We start from the raw sequence: 16,229 nt of genomic DNA on the forward strand, positions 1-16,229 counted from the left end.
GGTGTTGATGAAGATCAGACTCATGGTGACCGTCGTCATGGTTGTCTTGTCGGTGGTGCTGGGCTGCATCGGCTGTGCCAGCAAGGCTCGGCCACCGGCGACCAAAACCATTGACGTGTCGATGGATGACGTGTTGAGGCAAAGCGCGATCGAACGCGATGTCACCATGTCGGTTGGTGACACGCTGCAGGTGACGCTGGGGTCGAATTACACCACCCCGTTCCGATGGGCAGAAGATATGAAAATCGGCGACGCCACGGTTCTGAAGCAGGTCGATCACCGGTATGTGCGGCCAGACACCGACATGATGGGCGCGCCCGGCACCGAGGTGTGGACGTTCACGGCGCTCAAGCCCGGCACCACCACCATCACCACCGGCTACGCCAGCTTCGTGGGCGGCGACAACGCGCCGACGTGCACCTTCACCGGGAAAGTGACTGTGCAATAGCGTGTGCCGCACGAGCTGCGACGTCGAGACCGGCACCAGCGCGGGAGAATTCGAGTGGACGCCGCGCTGATGACGGTCTCGGCTAAAGCCGCTCACGCGGGGTGTTCGGTCGTGGTCGGCGGTGTTGTCACCGGCGGGGTCGAGGGTTTGGTTGTTACCGGTGGTGTTGTCACCGGCGGGGTCGAGGGTTTGGTTGTTACCGGTGGTGTTGTCACCGGCGGGGTCGAGGGTTTGGTTGTTACCGGAGTGGTTGCGTTCGGGATGCATCGTTCTGGATTGTGGCCGCAGTGATACCCGGGAGGACATTCGACGCAGACATACGTCGGCGACGGCGGTGTCCCGCCGCCGGGCAGATCGTCACAGATACCGTCGCCGTTCAAGTCCACGCACGGGAGTTTCTTTTGTCCCGACGGTACGAGCCAGTCTTTACCGACATACTGCACCCAGATCGGCTCGGTAACGCTTGAGCCGAAGATGGCGCTGGTCCTGGTGCTTTTCGTGGTGTGGGGCGTGCCGTTATACACCGAATACCTGATCCATGGCCCGGTACTGCCTGCCGCCGCACCGGATTCCTTATCGAGGTAATCCGGTGCCGCAATTGCGATGTGCCCGTATTCGGTGCGGCCCGGGATGCTATGTGCTGAGGCGACGACAAACTGACCCTGATTTGCCAGATCCGTGACCTCGGACCCGGGATTGATTCCTACGCCGACGAGCTTCCAGCCGCTTCTGTCTGGATTCTTGACGGCTTGCGCGAGGAACTCGTTCATCTTGTCGGCATTACGCAGCTTTTCGTCGTAGACGCCGTCGTAGGCGCGATCTCTGAAATATGGAATATCCAGGATCGCTCCGAGAGCGCCAAGATACCAATTGCAGGCTCGTAGCGAATAGGGAGCCCACGGCTTGTCGGAGGCGGCCGAAAGTGAGGTTCCCCCCAAACCGTAGAGGCATCGACAATGAGGAGCACGATGCCAGAGAAGCGGATGAAGTACGACCGGGAGTTCCGTGAGGGGGCTGTCCGGATCGTCGAGGAGACGGGGAAACCGATCGCTCAGGTCGCGCGCGACCTGGGTGTCAACGAGGGGACGCTGGGTAACTGGGTCGCCCAGGCCCGCGCCAAGCGCGACGGCGACGGTGAGTTGAGCGGCGATGATGTCGCCGAGCTCAAGCGGCTGCGTGCCGAGGTCGCTGAATTGAGGATGGAGCGTGATGTCCTCAAGCGATGCGTGGTCCTGTGGGTGAAGGAGGCGACGGCACGATCGGGATGGTCAGCCCCATCAACTACGAGAACGCTGCGGCCACCAACCGGGAAGCCGCATAGAGGAAACCTCCACGATTTGGGGGGAACCACAAAAGAGCGTCCACGAACCCTTGCCGCATCAGCTTCTTCGCGAGGTCGATGGCGTCCTGATAGGGAATTTTGCGGTTTTGCTCCCATGACACCACCACATAACAGGCCGCGGGTGGGTGGGGGCTTTGCATATCGTCCTCGCACTGCTGGGCAGCATCCAGCAATCGACCCGCGTGCTTTCTATCGGCGGCCGGGCCCCGTTCCGCGTCCGGTGCGCCTTTTGTGGGCTCGCACGCGGCACCATTTCCGCAATTACTCGGCTGGCGGCTACAGGCAACCGGTATCACCGCGCCGAACGTCATCAATGTCACACCCACGAGCACCACGAACCAGCGTAGCTTCCCGCCATGGCTCCGCGGAAAAGCGGCAAAACCGTTTCGGGCGACGCCGGTGAACGGCAAGTGCAAACTCTTCATGTAAATCCCCCTCCCGCAGGCCAGCGCCTCGGCATAGTGCCACACTGCATCCACCAATCCGGCAGCTGCTAGGGCCCTTCGGCCTCATCGGCCGATTGCCTAAGAAATCGGGGACCGGTGACTCAGGTAATTGCCGCAGCACGGCTTTCGGTCTGGCGTGCTCGCGCTAGGCTACGCAGCAACGTCAGCTCGCGACGCGCCGTCGAAAGGTCCAGGGTGATGAGCACTGTCGTAGATTTTCACTTCGACCCCATGTGCCCGTTCGCCTATCAGACCTCGATCTGGATCCGTGACGTCCGTGCGCAGTTGGGTATCGCCGTCAATTGGCGGTTCTTCAGCCTCGAGGAGATCAACCGGGTAGCCGGCAAGAAGCACCCCTGGGAACGTGACTGGTCCTACGGCTGGTCTCTGATGCGCATCGGCGCGTTGCTGCGCCGCAGCGACATGTCGTTGCTCGACCGGTGGTACGCGGCGATCGGTAACGAACTGCACGGTCTCGGCGGCAAACCGCACGATCCCGCGGTGGCCCGCCGGCTGCTGGGCGAGATCGGTGTTGACGCGGCGATTCTCGATGCGGCCCTTGCGGATCCGAGCACCCACGACGAGGTCCGCGCGGAGCATCAGCGGGTTGTCGATGCCGGCGGATACGGCGTGCCGACGCTGTTCATCGAGGGGCAATGCCTGTTCGGGCCGGTACTGGTGGACCCACCCACCGGGCCGGACGCGCTCAAGCTGTGGAACGTGGTCACCGGTATGGCCGAATTACCGCATGTCTACGAGCTGCAGCGGCCGAAGTCACCGGCCGATGCCGACCTCATCGCCCAAACTCTGCGGCCATACCTCGACGGCCGTGACTGGGTCAGCATCAACCGCGGCGAGGTGGTCGACATCGACAGGCTGGCCGGGCGTTAAAGGTCAGACCATGGCGGTCGGCGCCACCTTCAGGCCAATTGCCAAGGCGCCGGCCAGTTCTCGGCTGACGTCGTAGTCGAAGACCACATGTCCGCTGACCACGTCGACGTCGCGTTTGGCCCGTTGTAGCGGGTTGCTGAGAAAGTGCGCACTGGCGCCGGACACCTCGAGCAGGCCGGCGATCACCGCGCGTGATTCCCGCACGATGTGCGCGGCGGCCAGGCGGGCATCGGCGCGGGGGGGGCGCGGCACGCGGTCTCCGGCCGCCAGGGTCTCATCGATTCGCCCCGCGGTGTCGGCCAGCAGACCGTGCAGGGCGCGTAGCCGGACCCGGGCTTCGGCGAGTCGGGCTTGAGCGGCCGGCTTGTCCTTCTGCGTGCCACTCTCGTAGGCAAGGACGCGTTCGAAGAGGCGCTCGGCGAAGATTTCGGTGACGCGCTCGGCGGCGCCCAGCGCCGGCATCGCGGCGACCAGTGCCAGCGCGGGTATCAGCGGCCAGCGGTAGACGTCCGCGTCGTGCAGCAGCGCGCCCGGCGCGGTGCCGGCGTAGATATCGCTGACCTTGACCAGTCGGTGTGCGGGGACGAAAACGTCGTCGATGACGACGTCGTTGGAGCCGGTGGCGCGCATCCCGTCGGTTTGCCAGACGTCGACCATCCGGATGTCGTCGGCGGGCACCAGCACAAGTGCGGGGTAAATCGCGTTATCGGGACCGCAGAGCGCGCCGACGATCGTCCAGTTGCCGTCCATCACGCCGGTGGCCCACGACCAGCGACCGGACAGCCGAACGCCCCCGTCCACCGCGACACCGCGCCCGGTAGGCGCCAACGGTGACGAAGCGAGAAACGGTCGGGAAGCGAATCCCTCGCTTTGGGCGCGCTCGTCGAAAAGGGCCAGCATCCAGTTGTGCAGCGTGTAGAACGCCGCAGTCCAGGCGGTTGACGCGCAGCCGTGTGCCATCCGGCGTACCGGGTCGAAGATCGCCGCGAATTCGGCCTGCTGACCGCCATACCGCGTGGGCCTCAACAGGTCGAAGAATCCCGACTCGATCAGGTCAGCGGCCGTGGCGGCCGGTAACCGGCGAAGCTCCTCGGCATCCTGTGCACGCTGACCCAGTCGATCCACGAATGCGTTCGTGATACCGGCGGTCATGTGCCGACCATACTGTCTGGTACGGGGCGCGTTGTTCGGCACGACCCAGCGCCGCTACCCGGCCGGCCGGCTGCCGATTTCCAGACCCGTCAGCTCGGAGGTGCCGTCGAAGACCACCCGGCCGAACTTGCGCACGACGCAATGAAGCCGGCCGGCAAGATGCTCGAAGTCGGTGTCGACGTTGCGCCGCTGCCCGGGCAGTGGCACCGGTAAGACGTGCGGATCGCGGCCGCCGGCGTCACCGTCCAGCCAAATCTGGTAGAGCGGCGTGAACGCCCGGATACGCCAGTGGCCGTCGCCGACCTGCGATCGCACCAGCGCCGGCGGCGTCATCCGGATCACCTCGTCACCGAGGCGCACCACCACTCCGGTGACATCCTGGCGGATGGGGCCGACATGAAGAAGTCCGCCCGAAAACGCGACGGAGACGTCTGCGCCGTCGAAATCGTGTGCCTGGCCCCACCACCAGCGCTCGGGAAACCCCGCGCCCCAGTTCCGTTCGGCATAGAGCCGGGCGTCATCGAACGTCCAGGTACCGTCACTGAATTCGACTGTGCCGCTTGCCTTCCCACCCAGGCGGTAGGGATGCCAGTATTGGTTCAGAAACGGGATCGAGGAGAAGACCCCGCCGCCCCCAAAAGCCTTGGGCCATTGGAACAGATCAGTGAATCGCAGGTTCAGATGGATGTCGTCGAGGTCGATCCGTAGCCGGTCGGTGGCAGCTGCGAAACTGCCGGCCGGGTCGGTCCCGGCGTGGACCGTGAACGGAGAAGATTCCGCTTCGGCTCCGTCCAGCGCCGCCGACCGCACGACGCCGCCGGGATGTAGCGCGACCGCCACGGTGGCCCAGTCCCCGTCCGGGTGCCGATTGACGCTGCACAGCCCGACCACGACGCGATCCGAGGCGCCATTGGTGAGGCGCCAGAACCAGCCCTCCATTTCACAGCCATGGGAGGGCAGCGGATCGCCGAAGGGCAGGTCAGCGCCGGTGCTGCGATAGGCATCGACCAGTCGCTTGGCGATACCCTCGACGGCCCAGCGCAGGTATGCGGCGGTCATCGGTGCCGCGTCGCGTAGATCTCGGCCAGGAACTGCTCGACGGCGATCGCCGCATGTTGCGCCCGGACCGACCCGAAGATGTCGAAAGCGTGCTGGGTAAGCGGCAGTTCGGCATACACCACGGGTTGGGTGCTGACGTCGCGAAGCGCGGTGACAAACGCGCGTGCCTGCTCGACGGGCACCAGCGAGTCGTTGCGGCCGTGCAGCACGAAGAAGGGTGGAGCATCAGCGGAAACATGGTTGACCGGTGACGCGGTGACAAACGGCTCCAGGTTGGTCGCGGGGCGTTGTTTGAGAACGGATTTTACGAGCAGCCCCGGCATCATCGGATGCATCGCGTCGTCGAAGCGGGTGAAGTCGTAGACACCGTAGAACGGCACCGCCGCGTGGACGCGGGTATCAGCGTCTTCGAATCCCGGCTGGAATTGCCGATCGTTGGGTGTCAGCGCCGCCAGCGACGACAGGTGACCGCCGGCCGAGCCGCCGGTGATGGCGATGAAGTCGGGGTCGCCGCCGTACTCGCCGATGTGCTCCCTGACCCAGGCCAGCGCTCGCTTGACGTCGACGATGTGATCGGGCCACGTGTTGCGCGGGCTGTGACGGTAGTTGATCGCCACGCAGACCCAGCCCAACTCGGCGAGGTGGCTCATCAAAGGGTGGGCCTGTCCGCGTTTGTTTCCGGTCGTCCAGGCACCGCCGGGGATCTGAAACAGCACCGGCGCCTTGCCGGAGCGATCGAGATCCGGACGTCGCCAGATATCGAGATGATTGGCCCGGCCGTATTCGCCGTAGCTGATGTCGCCGTCGTGGGCATAGTCGCGGTAGATCCGCAGCATGCGCAGCGGTCCGGGAGTCTTGGCGGTGCCACCGCCGGACGCGCGGCGCCACAGGCCGTCCGAGTCGGTGCGGCGACGGGTCCCCAAGCCGCTGTCCAACGCGGCGGCAAGCGGGACATCGGCTCGATGGCCCGAGCGACTGAAGTTGAGCAGACCGAACGCCGAGATGGCGGCGACCAGCCAGGAGAGCGCCCGCACCGGCCGGGTCAGGCGCCGGGCGGTCAACGCCAGTCCGCCTACCTGGCTGGCCAGTGTCGGCAGCGGAAACTCGGTGACGACCAGACCGAAAATCCATGACCACAGTGACGCGAACCCGTTGCGCGCCAGGGGTTTATATGCGTTGAGCGTGGCGGTGGCGGTCACCGCCGTCACTGCCAGAGCGCCGATTTGCCGAAGGATGTGGATGAACTGAGCTCTGCCCATGTGGGCCACCTTACTTAGCGCGCCTTCCCGACTGACCGATCAGGGTGCCGGAGCCTCGTGGCGTGGTCGAGAATCGGTGCGGCGCTTGGTGTCACGAGTCAATAGAGCTGCGGCGTACCATCGGCTCCAGCTGAGCACCTGTGAGGCCAAGACATGGGCGATACCCACAGCGATCCGACCGACATCGAAAAATGGGACCGCGGCCTGACCGAGCACGTCATCACACTGACCCGGCCGATCGTCAAGCGCTATTTCCGTTCCGAGGTGCGCGGCCTGGACAATATCCCGCCCGGCGCATGCCTGGTGGTCTCGAACCATTCCGGCGGCCTGGTTTCGGTGGACCTTTCGGTGTTCGCCGTGGGGTACTACGACAAATACGGCTACGACCGCCCGCTGTACGCGCTGGGCTTCGACACTTTGTTCGCCGGGCCGGCCGGTGAGTTCTTCAAGCGCACCGGCGTGATCCGCGCAACGCGTGACAACGCCGCCAAGGCGTTGGCCGCCGGTGCGGTCGTGCTGGTATTCCCCGGCGGTGACTTCGACGTCTATCGGCCCACCCTGCGGGAGAACGTCATCGACTTCGGTGGCCGAACCGGCTATGTGACCACCGCCGTCGAAGCGAAGGTGCCGATCGTGCCCGCGGTCTCGATCGGCGGCCAGGAAGGCCAGTTCTTCCTGACCCGCGGCAGACGGCTGGCGCATGCGCTTGGGCTGACCAAGTTGGAACGCAAGCTGTTCCGGACCAACATCCTGCCGGTGACTATTGGCTTCCCGTTCGGGCTCAGCATCGTCGCGCCGGTCAACATGCCGCTGCCCACCAAGATCGTCGTCGAGGTACTGCCGCCGCTCGACGTCGGCGAGGAATTCGGCGACGCTCCTGACGTCAAAGACGTCGACGCGCACGTGCGCCAGGTGATGCAGCAGGGGCTCGACAAGCTGGCCGCCCAGCGGCGCTTTCCGATCCTCGGCTGACACCTGCGATCGCCGCGCGGGCCGTGACGCCACCGCAGCGCCCGACGGTCTTAGTTAGCCAGCCCGCACTGGGCGCCGCAGCTGCTGCCATCGCCTGAGACGCCGGCCCCTGCCACGCCTGATCGACCAACCCTGAGGTCACCGACAAAAATGCGTCCGCGGCCGCGTCCAGCTCAGCGGCCAATCCCTCCCAGGCGGCAGCGGCCGACAACATCGGACCCGAACCGGCATCGGAAACCATCAGAAGTAATCTCCGGAGGTAACACCAAGAAACTCATCGGTCTGCCTTTCTACGCCCGTTCGAGGCGTCGTGGGACGCAGTCGCGTCCGATTCAGAGACGTGTCGGGACAGATCGAGCGCCATGGCGCCTGCCCCCAAATCGTTGAGTTAGGTTGGGCAGACGTTGCCGGGCGGCGCATGTATCAACCTTGGCGATTTGATGAACGGGCGGGTCAGCAGGGGATTGGCCGGACTGCCAAACCATAAGTTCGGCAGGCTTCACCGGCCCGATTGGGTGGCATTGCGACCACCGCGGTCGTGTGGCCGCCGTCTGCTGCTTCCCCTTTCTAGGATTTGGCACGCGTCCAACCAAACAACCGTAGGTGTTCAAGCAACTGTTGGTACGCAACCGGATCGGCTCAGCCCGGCCCCTGCCACGTCTAACCGTCCGATGCGGTGAATCGCACACTGACTTTGCCTTAGCGCTCGGTCCGTGTCCGTCGACAGCCAAATGGTCGTCGCTGCCGATTCGGTCACCATCCTGGTCAGAGTCAGTAAGATCCTGCATGGCTATCACCGGGATCGGTTCGCCCGCTGATTAATTCAGCGATCGCAATGGTGCTGTCGATCCCATTCATGATCTCGAACACCCCTGTCCCGCGCTTGGCCTTGGCTGCGGTGCGATTGATTACTTCAGGGTCTGCGCTCGATCCATCAGGAGGGCGCGCATCTCCAACCCCTCCGGTTGGCTCAATGTGCAACCCCCGTGGAGTTACTGTAATTAAATTGAGCGTCCAAGCCGGCGCAGATCGTGAGCTGAAAGATCTTCTCTGCTAACACGTTTGGCGGCTTTTGAACACATCTCTGCTGAAGGTAAGATCATTCAAACGCACTATGCCCATACAAAGATCGGGTCACTTTAGTACAAAATATCGGGTCACTTTAACCTTGGCCGGCTCGGTGTTGGCCATGGCCAGCAACGTTGGATCATGGTCGGCTGGCGGACGGCGACGGTACGACGTCGAAATTACGGCCGTGAATACGCTCGTTTTCCCTCACGTGGCCGGGGTCACAACCTAGGCTCATCTTTCCTTGATGGACATCATGTAACTGCGTAGCCCGCAGTGAGGCGAAGGGGAGACGGTCATGTCGTTCTTACTCGCGGAGCCGGACTTGGTGACGGCGGCGGCCGGCAATTTGGCCAGTATTCGCACGGCGCTGAGCGAAGCCGCTGCCGCAGCATCGACCCCCACGACCGGGCTGGCGGCGGCGGCCGGCGACGAGGTGTCGGCGGCTATCTCGCGACTGTTTGGGGCGTACGGCCAGGAATTTCAAGCACTCAACGCCCAGGCGACGGCGTTTCATGCCGAGTTCGTGAGCTTGCTCAACGGCGGCGCAGCGGCCTATGCCGCCGCCGAGGTCACCAACGCGTCGCCGATGCAGGCCCTGGCCGCCGCGGTGAATGCGCCCGCCGAGTCGCTGCTGGGGCGGCCGCTGATCGGCAACGGCGCCGATGGAGCGGCCGGGACCGGATCGAATCCCGGCGGAAACGGCCAGCCCGGCGGAATTTTGTATGGCAATGGCGGCAATGGCGGTGCCGGCGGCCCCGGCGGCGGAGCCGGCGGTAGCGGTGGGGCCGCCGGGTTGATCGGCAACGGCGGGGCTGGCGGTGCCGGGGGTAGCGGCGCGGCGGGCGGCGCCGGCGGTATGGGCGGACTGTTGTACGGCAACGGCGGGGCCGGTGGTAACGGAAACGGTGCCGGGGCCGGAGGGGCCGGCGGCAACGCTGTGTTCTTCGGCGACGGAGGGAACGGTGGGAGCGGGCCTACGGGCGGTACCGCCGGCCACGCCGGGCTGGTGTCCGGCAACGGCGGCAATGCCGGAGCCGGGTCTGGGCTCGCCGGCGCGGACGCCGGGTTCTTCGGTAACGGGGGCGCCGGTGGTTCCAGCGCCACGAAGGCTGGCGGCGCCGGCGGAAATGCCTTGTTCGGCAATGGCGGTGCCGGTGGTAACGGCGGCGTGGCCGGAATTACGGATGTCCTCACCAGCACGAGTGGCGGAGCCGGCGGAAATACCCTGGTCGGCAACGGTGGTGCCGGCGGTGCCGGTGGCGTCACCTTTTCCGGTGCCGGCTCGGCGGGCGGTGCCGGTGGCGACGTGGGGCTGTGGGGCTTCGGCGGTGCCGGCGGCGCCGGCCATGCCGGCACGACGGTGTTGACCGTTGGCATGAACGCCGGCGAAGGCGGCCGCGGCGGCAACGCCGGGCTGCTGTTCGGCGGCGGCGGTGCGGGTGGGTCCGGTGGCACAGGTGGGGATACGTCGTTTGTTGGAGTCAGCGCCGGCGCCGGCGGTGCCGGGGGTGCCGGCGGCAACGCCAGCTTGGTCGGTAACGGCGGGGCCGGCGGGGCCGGCGGTGCTGGTGGTGCTGCCGGTACCTTGGCCAATGCCGGCGGTGCCGGCGGTGCCGGCGGTCAGGGCGGTGCCTCCGGGCTGCTGTACGGCGACGGTGGGTCCGGCGGGGCCGGTGGCAACGGTGGGTCTGCTGCGGGGGCAGGTAACTCCGGTGCTGGCGGTGCCGGCGGAAATGGCAGCAACGCGTTCTTCATCGGCAACGGTGGGGCCGGCGGGGCTGGCGGTGCTGGTGGGGACAGCACCCTTTCCGCGCTCGCCGGTAACGCCGGTGTCGGCGGTGCCGGCGGACACGGTGGTGTCGGCGGGGCGCTGTACGGCAACGGCGGGGACGGTGGGACCGGTGGTATCGGCGGTAAGAGCGCTGACCACCCCGCCGGTACCGGGGGAGCCGGCGGAAACGGCGGCAACGGCCAATTCATTGGTAACGGTGGCCACGGTGGAGCCGGAGGCACCGGCGGGGCGTCAACTGTCTTGCTCAGCGGCGATGGCGGGGCGGGTGGTGCTGCCGGAAACGGCGGCAACGCCGGACTGGTGTACGGCACCGGCGGGAACGGCGGGGCGGGCGGGGGAGGCGGCGCCACCAGCGCCTCGTTCAGCGGTAAAGGCGGAGCCGGTGCCAACGGCGGTACCGGCGGCAACGCCACGTTAATCGGTGACGGTGGTAACGGTGGAGCCGGCGGCGCCGGCGGCGTCGGCCCCACGGTCGGGGCCAACGGCAACGGCGGTAGTGGTGGTACCGGCGGGTTGTTGTTTGGCAAAGGCGGCGCAGTCGGTCCACCTGGCGCGGCCGCGGTGGCCTTCCCCAGCCTCAGCGCCAGCCTTCCCATCGTCGGGCCGTATGAAGACCTGATCACCAACACGATCACCAACCTGCAGAGCATCGGCAATGGTGTGCTTGCCAACCCGGCGCCATTCCTGTCGCAGTTCCTCGCCAACCAGTTCGGCTACGGTCAACTGACCCTGACGGCGTTCACGGATGCCACCAGGGATTTCGCTATCGGGCTGGCTGGTATTCCGCCGAGCCTGCAATCGGCCTTCCAGGCCCTTGCGGCGGGCAACGTCAGCGCCGCTGTGAGCGACGTGTTGGGGGCGGTGGTAAAGCTCTTCGTCAGTGGACTTGACGCCAGTGACTTGTCGAACATTTTGCTGCTCGGTCCCGTGGGAGACCTGTTCCCCATCCTGAGCATCCCCGGATCCATGTCGCAGAACTTCACCAATGTGGTCAATACCCTCACGAGCACAAACCTCGCCTTCACGATCACGCTTGATCCTCCGGGCGGGGCGATGACCGTTGGATTGCCTCTGGCGATGACCCTTAATGCAGTGGGTTCGCCGGTCACCACGGCGATGGCGGTTGGGCAAAGCGCGACAGCGTTTGTCACCGCTGTGCAGGCCGGAGACCTGCCGGCGGCAGCGAGCGCCCTGGTCGGTGCGCCCGCCAACATCGCCAACGGCTTCCTCAATGGTGAGGGCATAATCCCGCTGGCGCTGCCGCCGTCGACGACCGGGGGAATTCCGGTGACCGTCAACATTCCCGTCGGAGGCATTCTTTCGCCGCTGCGGCCCTTAACGGCGACGATAGTGGCACCACCACCTATCGGCACGGTTAATCTGACGCTGGGCGGCACGCCTGCCGGTGGCATCGTTCCCGCACTGCTGAGCTACGCGCCCGAACAGCTCGCGAGGGCAATCGGCGGTTAGGAGTGCTGCACGGGGAGTTGGACTCCACCCTTGCCGCAACACCGTCGACGATTTAGATCAGTAATTCGCTAACTGCTCGCCGAGTGTGCACCGGCTGCGCCGAGTGTGTACTGGCGGCGGGGACACGCCGGGCGGCGCCGCCGTGGTTGCACTCTCGGCGTGCCGGCATTGTGATGAATGTGGCTGGAGGGCACCGATGGGCAGTTGTGAAGACAGACCTCGATGCCCTCCTGAGCGAACTGTATGTGACGATCGACGACCACGTGGTGCAAGCCGACCGGCGGCGCGCGGGGCGACCGAAGCAATTGACCGACGCCGAGCTGGCGTGCCTGGCGGTGGCTCAGGCGTTGCTCGGCGCCCGCAGCGAACACCCTTGGCTTGCGAATGTGTTACGGCCGACTCGGGCACCCATTTCCATACCTGCCGAAACAGCCCGGCTACCACAAGCGGGTCAAGGCTGCGACAGCGCTGATCTGCAAGGCCATGCTGTACCTGGCCACTCAGTGCCCGTCGTGGGCTGACGATCTACGCCTGGTCGACGGCACCCCAGTGCCGTGCGGTGCGTCGCGGGAGACCGCGAAACGCTTCGAACTGGCCGGTTTCGCCAACTATGGGTATTGCGCCGCGCACTCACGCTGGTTTTTAGGGGGGTGAAGCTGTATTTGTTCACCACCGCCGAAGGGATGCCCGTCGCGTGGTGTCTTGCCGACCCCAAAATCGGCGAACGAGAGGTGGCCGCAGAGCTTTCGCGCACGCCCGAGACCTCGGCGGGCTGCGCGAGAAGATGATTGTGCTGGCCGACAAGGGCCTGTCGGGCACCGAGTTGGAACGCTCTGCGCCGACCAGCTGGGCGTACTGCTGGTGCGCCCCGACCGGAAAGACGAGAAACAGCGACATTGTCGCCTTGGAAAGGCCTGGGTAACCAATTTTCATGGCGAAGCTGCGCATGCGCTCACCCGCGCTCGTCAAAGCCATCGACGCACTCACCGGCGCCGATTACACGACCGTCACCCTTGACCGGCCGGGCCGCTACAACGAGCCGAAAGTGCACCAAGACAACGGAATCCGGCTCACTGGCTACCCCGCCACCGTGCGCCAGCTCGTCGTCACCGAGCTAGGCCAGGGCTAGGCCCGCCAAGCCGACCTCCCGCACGACACCCCAGTCCCCTGGTGGGGAAACCGAACCTTACGCTTCGAATTCAGCTGACATGTTGTGCCCAACCTCCTGCGTGAAAATCCGCGTTACCGTCTTGGCCGTAACCTCGCCGGGTCCACCATCCCGGACTGCGCCAGCGCGTCGTCGATGAACCGCTGTACCGGCCGGGAGCGGAAGAAACCGGTGTGACCGCCTTGGTACCAATGGATCTCCGGCTTGCCCCAGTGCTCCCAGAGGCGGCTGACCTGGTCCCGGGGGTGCACCAAACGGTCGGCAACGCCGGCATAGATGAAGCGGCCCTCGATGGGCACGCGGGGAGTCAGGGCCAGCGGCGAGATCATCCGGCCGATAGGCCGGGCCGACCTCATCGTCTGACGGAGGCTGCGGTGGCCGCTGAGGCCGGCGTGGCGGCCGACCAGCTCCACCAGATCCACGGCCGGGACACCCAGGATCGCGCACCCGAGCCCGTCGTCGAGGCTGGCGACCAACGAACTGATGAGACCGCCCAGAGATATGCCGTTGAGCCCGATCATCGCGTCGGGCTGCTGTGCGCGGATCCAGGACAGCAGGCGCCGGATGTCCCACACCGCCTGAGCGGCACCGTGGGCCGCGTCGAGCACATTCTCGCTGGGAAACGCGGCGCCGTAAGGCCGCCCGCGTGCCCGCGGCCCGTGCAGCGGCAGGACCGGAAGCACGACGTTGAGGTCGAGGTTGCGGTACAGATACCAGGCGTGAAACAGCATCAGGTCGAGCCCGGCCCGCCCCATCTCCGCACCGTGCACACACACCAGCCACGGCCGCGGCCGGCGGTGCCGCAACATCAGCGCGTACTCGCGGTGGTTTCCGGTGTAGCTCAGCCATCGCTCGCGGCCCGGTTCGCCCGGGTGGGGCTCGTAGCCGCTGTCGAAGGAGAGACGCTGGTAGCTGCGCCCCATGCTGTCCACCCGCTTGACCGCCACCTCGGTCAGCGGCGGGGGCGCCGCGAAGAATCCCTCGGGATTGGCCAGCCAGCCGTTGTTCTGGTAAACGTCAAGTGCGGCAAGCACTTCGCGTTCTATCCGCTCCAGTGAGGAGGCGCTGGGCGCCGACCTCAGCATGCCGAAGCCGGTCAGCAGGATTTCGTCGCGAAACGCTTGCGCGGCAAGCGCGATGGTGGGCCGAGCCACCGGCAACTCGTCGGGCTGACGGTCCAGATAGGTGCCCCACGACCGGGCATAGAAGCCGCCGGTGCGGGTGAATGGGCCCAGCACCTGCAGCAGCGGATTGGCGCTGCCGTGGCGCCGGTCTGTCTGGTCGATGTCCGGCATCTCGTCTGTCACCCTGTTCGATGTGGTCTGGCTTCTCGATCAGCCTTCGATCAGCTTAAGCCCACGGGTATTTCGGATGCACTCGCGCCAGGTCGGCTCTAGGTCACCTCGGCTTTGCGAGGCAGCTCCACGACCGCGGCGGGGTCGTTCTCGGTCATCCCGACTTTCGACGCGCCCCCGGGCGAACCTAGTTCGGCAAAGAAGTCGGCGTTGATCTGCTGGTACTCGCTCCACTCGCCGGGAAGATCATCTTCGTAGTAGATCGACTCCACCGGACACACCGGTTCGCAAGCGCCGCAGTCGACACATTCGTCGGGGTGGATGTAGAGCATCCGGGCGCCCTCGTAGATGCAATCGACGGGGCATTCCTCGATGCAGGCCTTGTCCTTGAGGTCGACGCAGGGTTCGGCAATCACGTATGCCACTATCGTTCTCCTTCCTGACAGCCCCCGATGCGAAGCAGTTCCGATGTGCTCGTCACTTTGACCCGCGGCCGGTTCTGCGCGGCACCGGCTTCCCGCTCGAAGCGGTTGATCGCCTGCCAGTGCGCGGCGCTGACCAGCTGGGGCTGCCTGGACGCCAGCCACCGGGCGAGTTGGTCAGCGCGGTCCGCGGCGAGGGCGCCGCTGCGGGACTGGGCGGCCAGGTCCGCGAGCAGGGTGTCGACGGTGTCCTGGGCGTCCTTCTTGTTGGTACCGATCACGCCGCTCGGTCCGCGCTTGATCCAGCCGACGACGTATTCGTTTCGGCTGCCCTCTATCCGGCCGTCGGTGTGGGGGATGGTGGCGCTCCTGGTGTCGAACGGCAGCCCGGGTGTGGGGACACCGCGGTAGCCCACCGATCGCACCACCAGCTGCGCGGGCAGCTCCTCCCGGGCGCCGGTGTCCTTGGCCACCATTCGCCCGCCGGCGTCGCTGACCAGTTCGTTGCTGCCGAGCACGACACTTTCCACCTTATCGTTGCCGTTGATTTCGATGGGAGACGTCAAGAACCGCAACACGATCCGGCGGTGTCCGGACCGGGGTGCGCGGGCGGCGTAGCGGCACAGCACTTTGATGTTCTGTTTGGCGACTTTGCCGGCCGAGGCGAGGTCGTCGTCGCTGATGCCCTCCAGCTGGGTGGGATCGACGACGACGTCGACGCCCTCGAGTTCTCCGAGTTCGCGCAATTCCAGGGTGGTGAAGGCGCTCTGCAGCGGGCCGCGCCGGCCGATGACCACCACTTCCTCGATTTGGCAGGCGCGCAACGCCGTCAATGCATGGTCGGCGATGTCGGTGACCGCGAGTACGTCGGGATCGGTCACCAGGATGCGGGCGACGTCGACCGCGACGTTGCCGTTGCCCACGACGACGGCGCGGTTGCCCGATAGATCGGGGGACATCTGCTCGAAGTGCGGATGCGCGTTGTACCAGCCGACGAAATCGACCGCGGCGACGCTGCCCGGCAGCTGTTCGCCGGGAATGCCCAGGGGCCGGTCGGATTGGGCGCCGACGGCGTAGATCACCGCGTCGTAGCGCTCGGCGAGTTCCGCGGCCTGGACATGCCGGCCGACCGTGACGTTGCCGAAAAACCGGAATCGGGGGTCTTCGGCGGTCTTCTCGAACTGCTGGCTGACCGATTTGATCTTAGGGTGATCGGGTGCGACGCCGGAGCGCACCAAACCCCATGGCGTGGGCAGCATTTCCAGCATGTCGACCGCAACCTCGAGCTGCTCGCCGGCGTCGGCGGCTTTCAGCAGCGAGGCCGCGGCGAAGAATCCCGACGGACCGGAACCCACAATCGCTACGTGGTATGGACGGGTCATGAATCTCATGGTTGTCGTCCCCTCCGAGCCGGGGTAGAGGTGTCGATGTTGTGTTGTCAC

14 protein-coding genes and 2 pseudogenes are annotated in these 16,229 nt (G+C 65.9%); 8 read left to right on the forward strand and 8 right to left on the reverse strand.

The window, feature by feature from the left end:
- Nucleotides 1-7 precede the first annotated feature (7 nt).
- The 3 genes and pseudogenes from CDN38_RS23735 to CDN38_RS32505 all read left to right on the forward strand — a co-directional run.
- The gene (locus CDN38_RS23735; RefSeq protein ID WP_075513665.1) at nucleotides 8-448 is read left to right on the forward strand and encodes a protease inhibitor I42 family protein; all 441 of its coding nucleotides are present in this window, start codon (nucleotides 8-10) and stop codon (nucleotides 446-448) included.
- 54 nt (nucleotides 449-502) lie between these two features.
- Nucleotides 503-739 carry a hypothetical protein gene (locus CDN38_RS29675; protein WP_075513663.1) on the forward strand — a complete coding sequence of 79 codons (237 nt, stop codon included), beginning with the start codon at nucleotides 503-505 and terminating at the stop codon, nucleotides 737-739.
- A gap of 692 nt (nucleotides 740-1,431) precedes the next feature.
- Nucleotides 1,432-1,638 (forward strand): annotated as a pseudogene (locus CDN38_RS32505) (transposase); the annotation flags it as partial.
- A gap of 91 nt (nucleotides 1,639-1,729) precedes the next feature.
- Here the strand turns inward: CDN38_RS32505 and CDN38_RS31210 are convergent.
- Complete coding sequence (locus tag CDN38_RS31210; protein ID WP_075513156.1) at nucleotides 1,730-2,272, reverse strand: hypothetical protein; 543 nt, start codon at nucleotides 2,270-2,272, stop codon at nucleotides 1,730-1,732.
- Nucleotides 2,273-2,434: 162 nt separating this feature from the next.
- Between CDN38_RS31210 and CDN38_RS23750 the strand changes: the two genes are divergently transcribed.
- Nucleotides 2,435-3,127 carry a mycothiol-dependent nitroreductase Rv2466c family protein gene (locus tag CDN38_RS23750; RefSeq protein WP_075513155.1) on the forward strand — a complete coding sequence of 231 codons (693 nt, stop codon included), beginning with the start codon at nucleotides 2,435-2,437 and terminating at the stop codon, nucleotides 3,125-3,127.
- 3 nt (nucleotides 3,128-3,130) lie between these two features.
- Here CDN38_RS23750 and CDN38_RS23755 read toward each other — a convergent pair whose 3' ends face one another.
- From CDN38_RS23755 to CDN38_RS23765, 3 genes are read right to left on the reverse strand one after another with little or no spacing between them, the layout of a single operon-like run.
- Nucleotides 3,131-4,279: an acyl-CoA dehydrogenase family protein gene (locus tag CDN38_RS23755; protein WP_075513154.1), complete on the reverse strand. Its 1,149-nt coding sequence runs from the start codon at nucleotides 4,277-4,279 to the stop codon at nucleotides 3,131-3,133.
- Between the two features lie 54 nt (nucleotides 4,280-4,333).
- The gene (locus CDN38_RS23760) at nucleotides 4,334-5,338 is read right to left on the reverse strand and encodes a tocopherol cyclase family protein (RefSeq protein WP_075513153.1); all 1,005 of its coding nucleotides are present in this window, start codon (nucleotides 5,336-5,338) and stop codon (nucleotides 4,334-4,336) included.
- The gene (locus CDN38_RS23765; RefSeq protein WP_075513152.1) at nucleotides 5,335-6,597 is read right to left on the reverse strand and encodes an alpha/beta hydrolase; all 1,263 of its coding nucleotides are present in this window, start codon (nucleotides 6,595-6,597) and stop codon (nucleotides 5,335-5,337) included. Before CDN38_RS23765 ends, CDN38_RS23760 begins: the two co-directional genes overlap by 4 nt.
- A 153-nt stretch (nucleotides 6,598-6,750) precedes the next feature.
- Between CDN38_RS23765 and CDN38_RS23770 the strand changes: the two genes are divergently transcribed.
- Nucleotides 6,751-7,569 (forward strand): 1-acyl-sn-glycerol-3-phosphate acyltransferase, encoded by an 819-nt coding sequence (locus tag CDN38_RS23770; RefSeq protein WP_075513151.1) that lies wholly within the window; start codon nucleotides 6,751-6,753, stop codon nucleotides 7,567-7,569.
- Here the strand turns inward: CDN38_RS23770 and CDN38_RS23775 are convergent.
- Nucleotides 7,481-7,810: a PPE domain-containing protein gene (locus tag CDN38_RS23775; protein WP_306316103.1), complete on the reverse strand. Its 330-nt coding sequence runs from the start codon at nucleotides 7,808-7,810 to the stop codon at nucleotides 7,481-7,483. The two genes, CDN38_RS23770 and CDN38_RS23775, sit on opposite strands and share 89 nt — an antisense overlap.
- Before the next feature lie 1,125 nt (nucleotides 7,811-8,935).
- Here CDN38_RS23775 and CDN38_RS23780 point away from each other — a divergent pair.
- The 3 genes and pseudogenes from CDN38_RS23780 to CDN38_RS23790 all read left to right on the forward strand — a co-directional run bounded on the left by CDN38_RS23780 (nucleotide 8,936) and on the right by CDN38_RS23790 (nucleotide 13,031).
- The gene (locus CDN38_RS23780; RefSeq protein WP_099319216.1) at nucleotides 8,936-11,902 is read left to right on the forward strand and encodes a PE domain-containing protein; all 2,967 of its coding nucleotides are present in this window, start codon (nucleotides 8,936-8,938) and stop codon (nucleotides 11,900-11,902) included.
- 206 nt (nucleotides 11,903-12,108) lie between these two features.
- Nucleotides 12,109-12,796 (forward strand): annotated as a pseudogene (locus tag CDN38_RS33185) (transposase family protein); the annotation flags it as partial.
- A gap of 37 nt (nucleotides 12,797-12,833) precedes the next feature.
- Nucleotides 12,834-13,031: a hypothetical protein gene (locus CDN38_RS23790; protein WP_075513148.1), complete on the forward strand. Its 198-nt coding sequence runs from the start codon at nucleotides 12,834-12,836 to the stop codon at nucleotides 13,029-13,031.
- A 113-nt stretch (nucleotides 13,032-13,144) separates the two neighbouring features.
- On the opposite strand, the gene CDN38_RS23795 is transcribed toward CDN38_RS23790, so the two are convergent.
- The 3 genes from CDN38_RS23795 to CDN38_RS23805 all read right to left on the reverse strand — a co-directional run bounded on the left by CDN38_RS23795 (nucleotide 13,145) and on the right by CDN38_RS23805 (nucleotide 16,169).
- Nucleotides 13,145-14,365 (reverse strand): alpha/beta hydrolase family protein, encoded by a 1,221-nt coding sequence (locus CDN38_RS23795; RefSeq protein WP_075513147.1) that lies wholly within the window; start codon nucleotides 14,363-14,365, stop codon nucleotides 13,145-13,147.
- Nucleotides 14,366-14,463: 98 nt separating this feature from the next.
- Nucleotides 14,464-14,790: a ferredoxin gene (gene fdxA / locus CDN38_RS23800; protein ID WP_075513146.1), complete on the reverse strand. Its 327-nt coding sequence runs from the start codon at nucleotides 14,788-14,790 to the stop codon at nucleotides 14,464-14,466.
- The gene (locus CDN38_RS23805) at nucleotides 14,790-16,169 is read right to left on the reverse strand and encodes an FAD-dependent oxidoreductase (protein ID WP_233027013.1); all 1,380 of its coding nucleotides are present in this window, start codon (nucleotides 16,167-16,169) and stop codon (nucleotides 14,790-14,792) included. Before CDN38_RS23805 ends, fdxA begins: the two co-directional genes overlap by 1 nt.
- Nucleotides 16,170-16,229: the final 60 nt, after the last annotated feature.

Origin of the sequence: Mycobacterium ostraviense, from assembly GCF_002705925.1 — a bacterium.
Taxonomy (GTDB): Bacteria; Actinomycetota; Actinomycetes; order Mycobacteriales; family Mycobacteriaceae; genus Mycobacterium; species Mycobacterium ostraviense.

What these genes read in the sequence shown, in the direction of transcription:
- CDN38_RS23735 (WP_075513665.1), top strand. Translation starts at nt 8, where the DNA reads ATGAAGATCAGACTCATGGTGACCGTCGTCATGGTTGTCTTGTCGGTG.
- CDN38_RS23750 (WP_075513155.1), top strand. Translation starts at nt 2,435, where the DNA reads ATGAGCACTGTCGTAGATTTTCACTTCGACCCCATGTGCCCGTTCGCC.
- CDN38_RS23755 (WP_075513154.1), bottom strand. Translation starts at nt 4,279, where the DNA reads ATGACCGCCGGTATCACGAACGCATTCGTGGATCGACTGGGTCAGCGT.
- CDN38_RS23760 (WP_075513153.1), bottom strand. Translation starts at nt 5,338, where the DNA reads ATGACCGCCGCATACCTGCGCTGGGCCGTCGAGGGTATCGCCAAGCGA.
- CDN38_RS23765 (WP_075513152.1), bottom strand. Translation starts at nt 6,597, where the DNA reads ATGGGCAGAGCTCAGTTCATCCACATCCTTCGGCAAATCGGCGCTCTG.
- CDN38_RS23770 (WP_075513151.1), top strand. Translation starts at nt 6,751, where the DNA reads ATGGGCGATACCCACAGCGATCCGACCGACATCGAAAAATGGGACCGC.
- CDN38_RS23775 (WP_306316103.1), bottom strand. Translation starts at nt 7,810, where the DNA reads ATGGTTTCCGATGCCGGTTCGGGTCCGATGTTGTCGGCCGCTGCCGCC.
- CDN38_RS23780 (WP_099319216.1), top strand. Translation starts at nt 8,936, where the DNA reads ATGTCGTTCTTACTCGCGGAGCCGGACTTGGTGACGGCGGCGGCCGGC.
- CDN38_RS23790 (WP_075513148.1), top strand. Translation starts at nt 12,834, where the DNA reads ATGGCGAAGCTGCGCATGCGCTCACCCGCGCTCGTCAAAGCCATCGAC.
- CDN38_RS23795 (WP_075513147.1), bottom strand. Translation starts at nt 14,365, where the DNA reads ATGCCGGACATCGACCAGACAGACCGGCGCCACGGCAGCGCCAATCCG.
- CDN38_RS23805 (WP_233027013.1), bottom strand. Translation starts at nt 16,169, where the DNA reads ATGACCCGTCCATACCACGTAGCGATTGTGGGTTCCGGTCCGTCGGGA.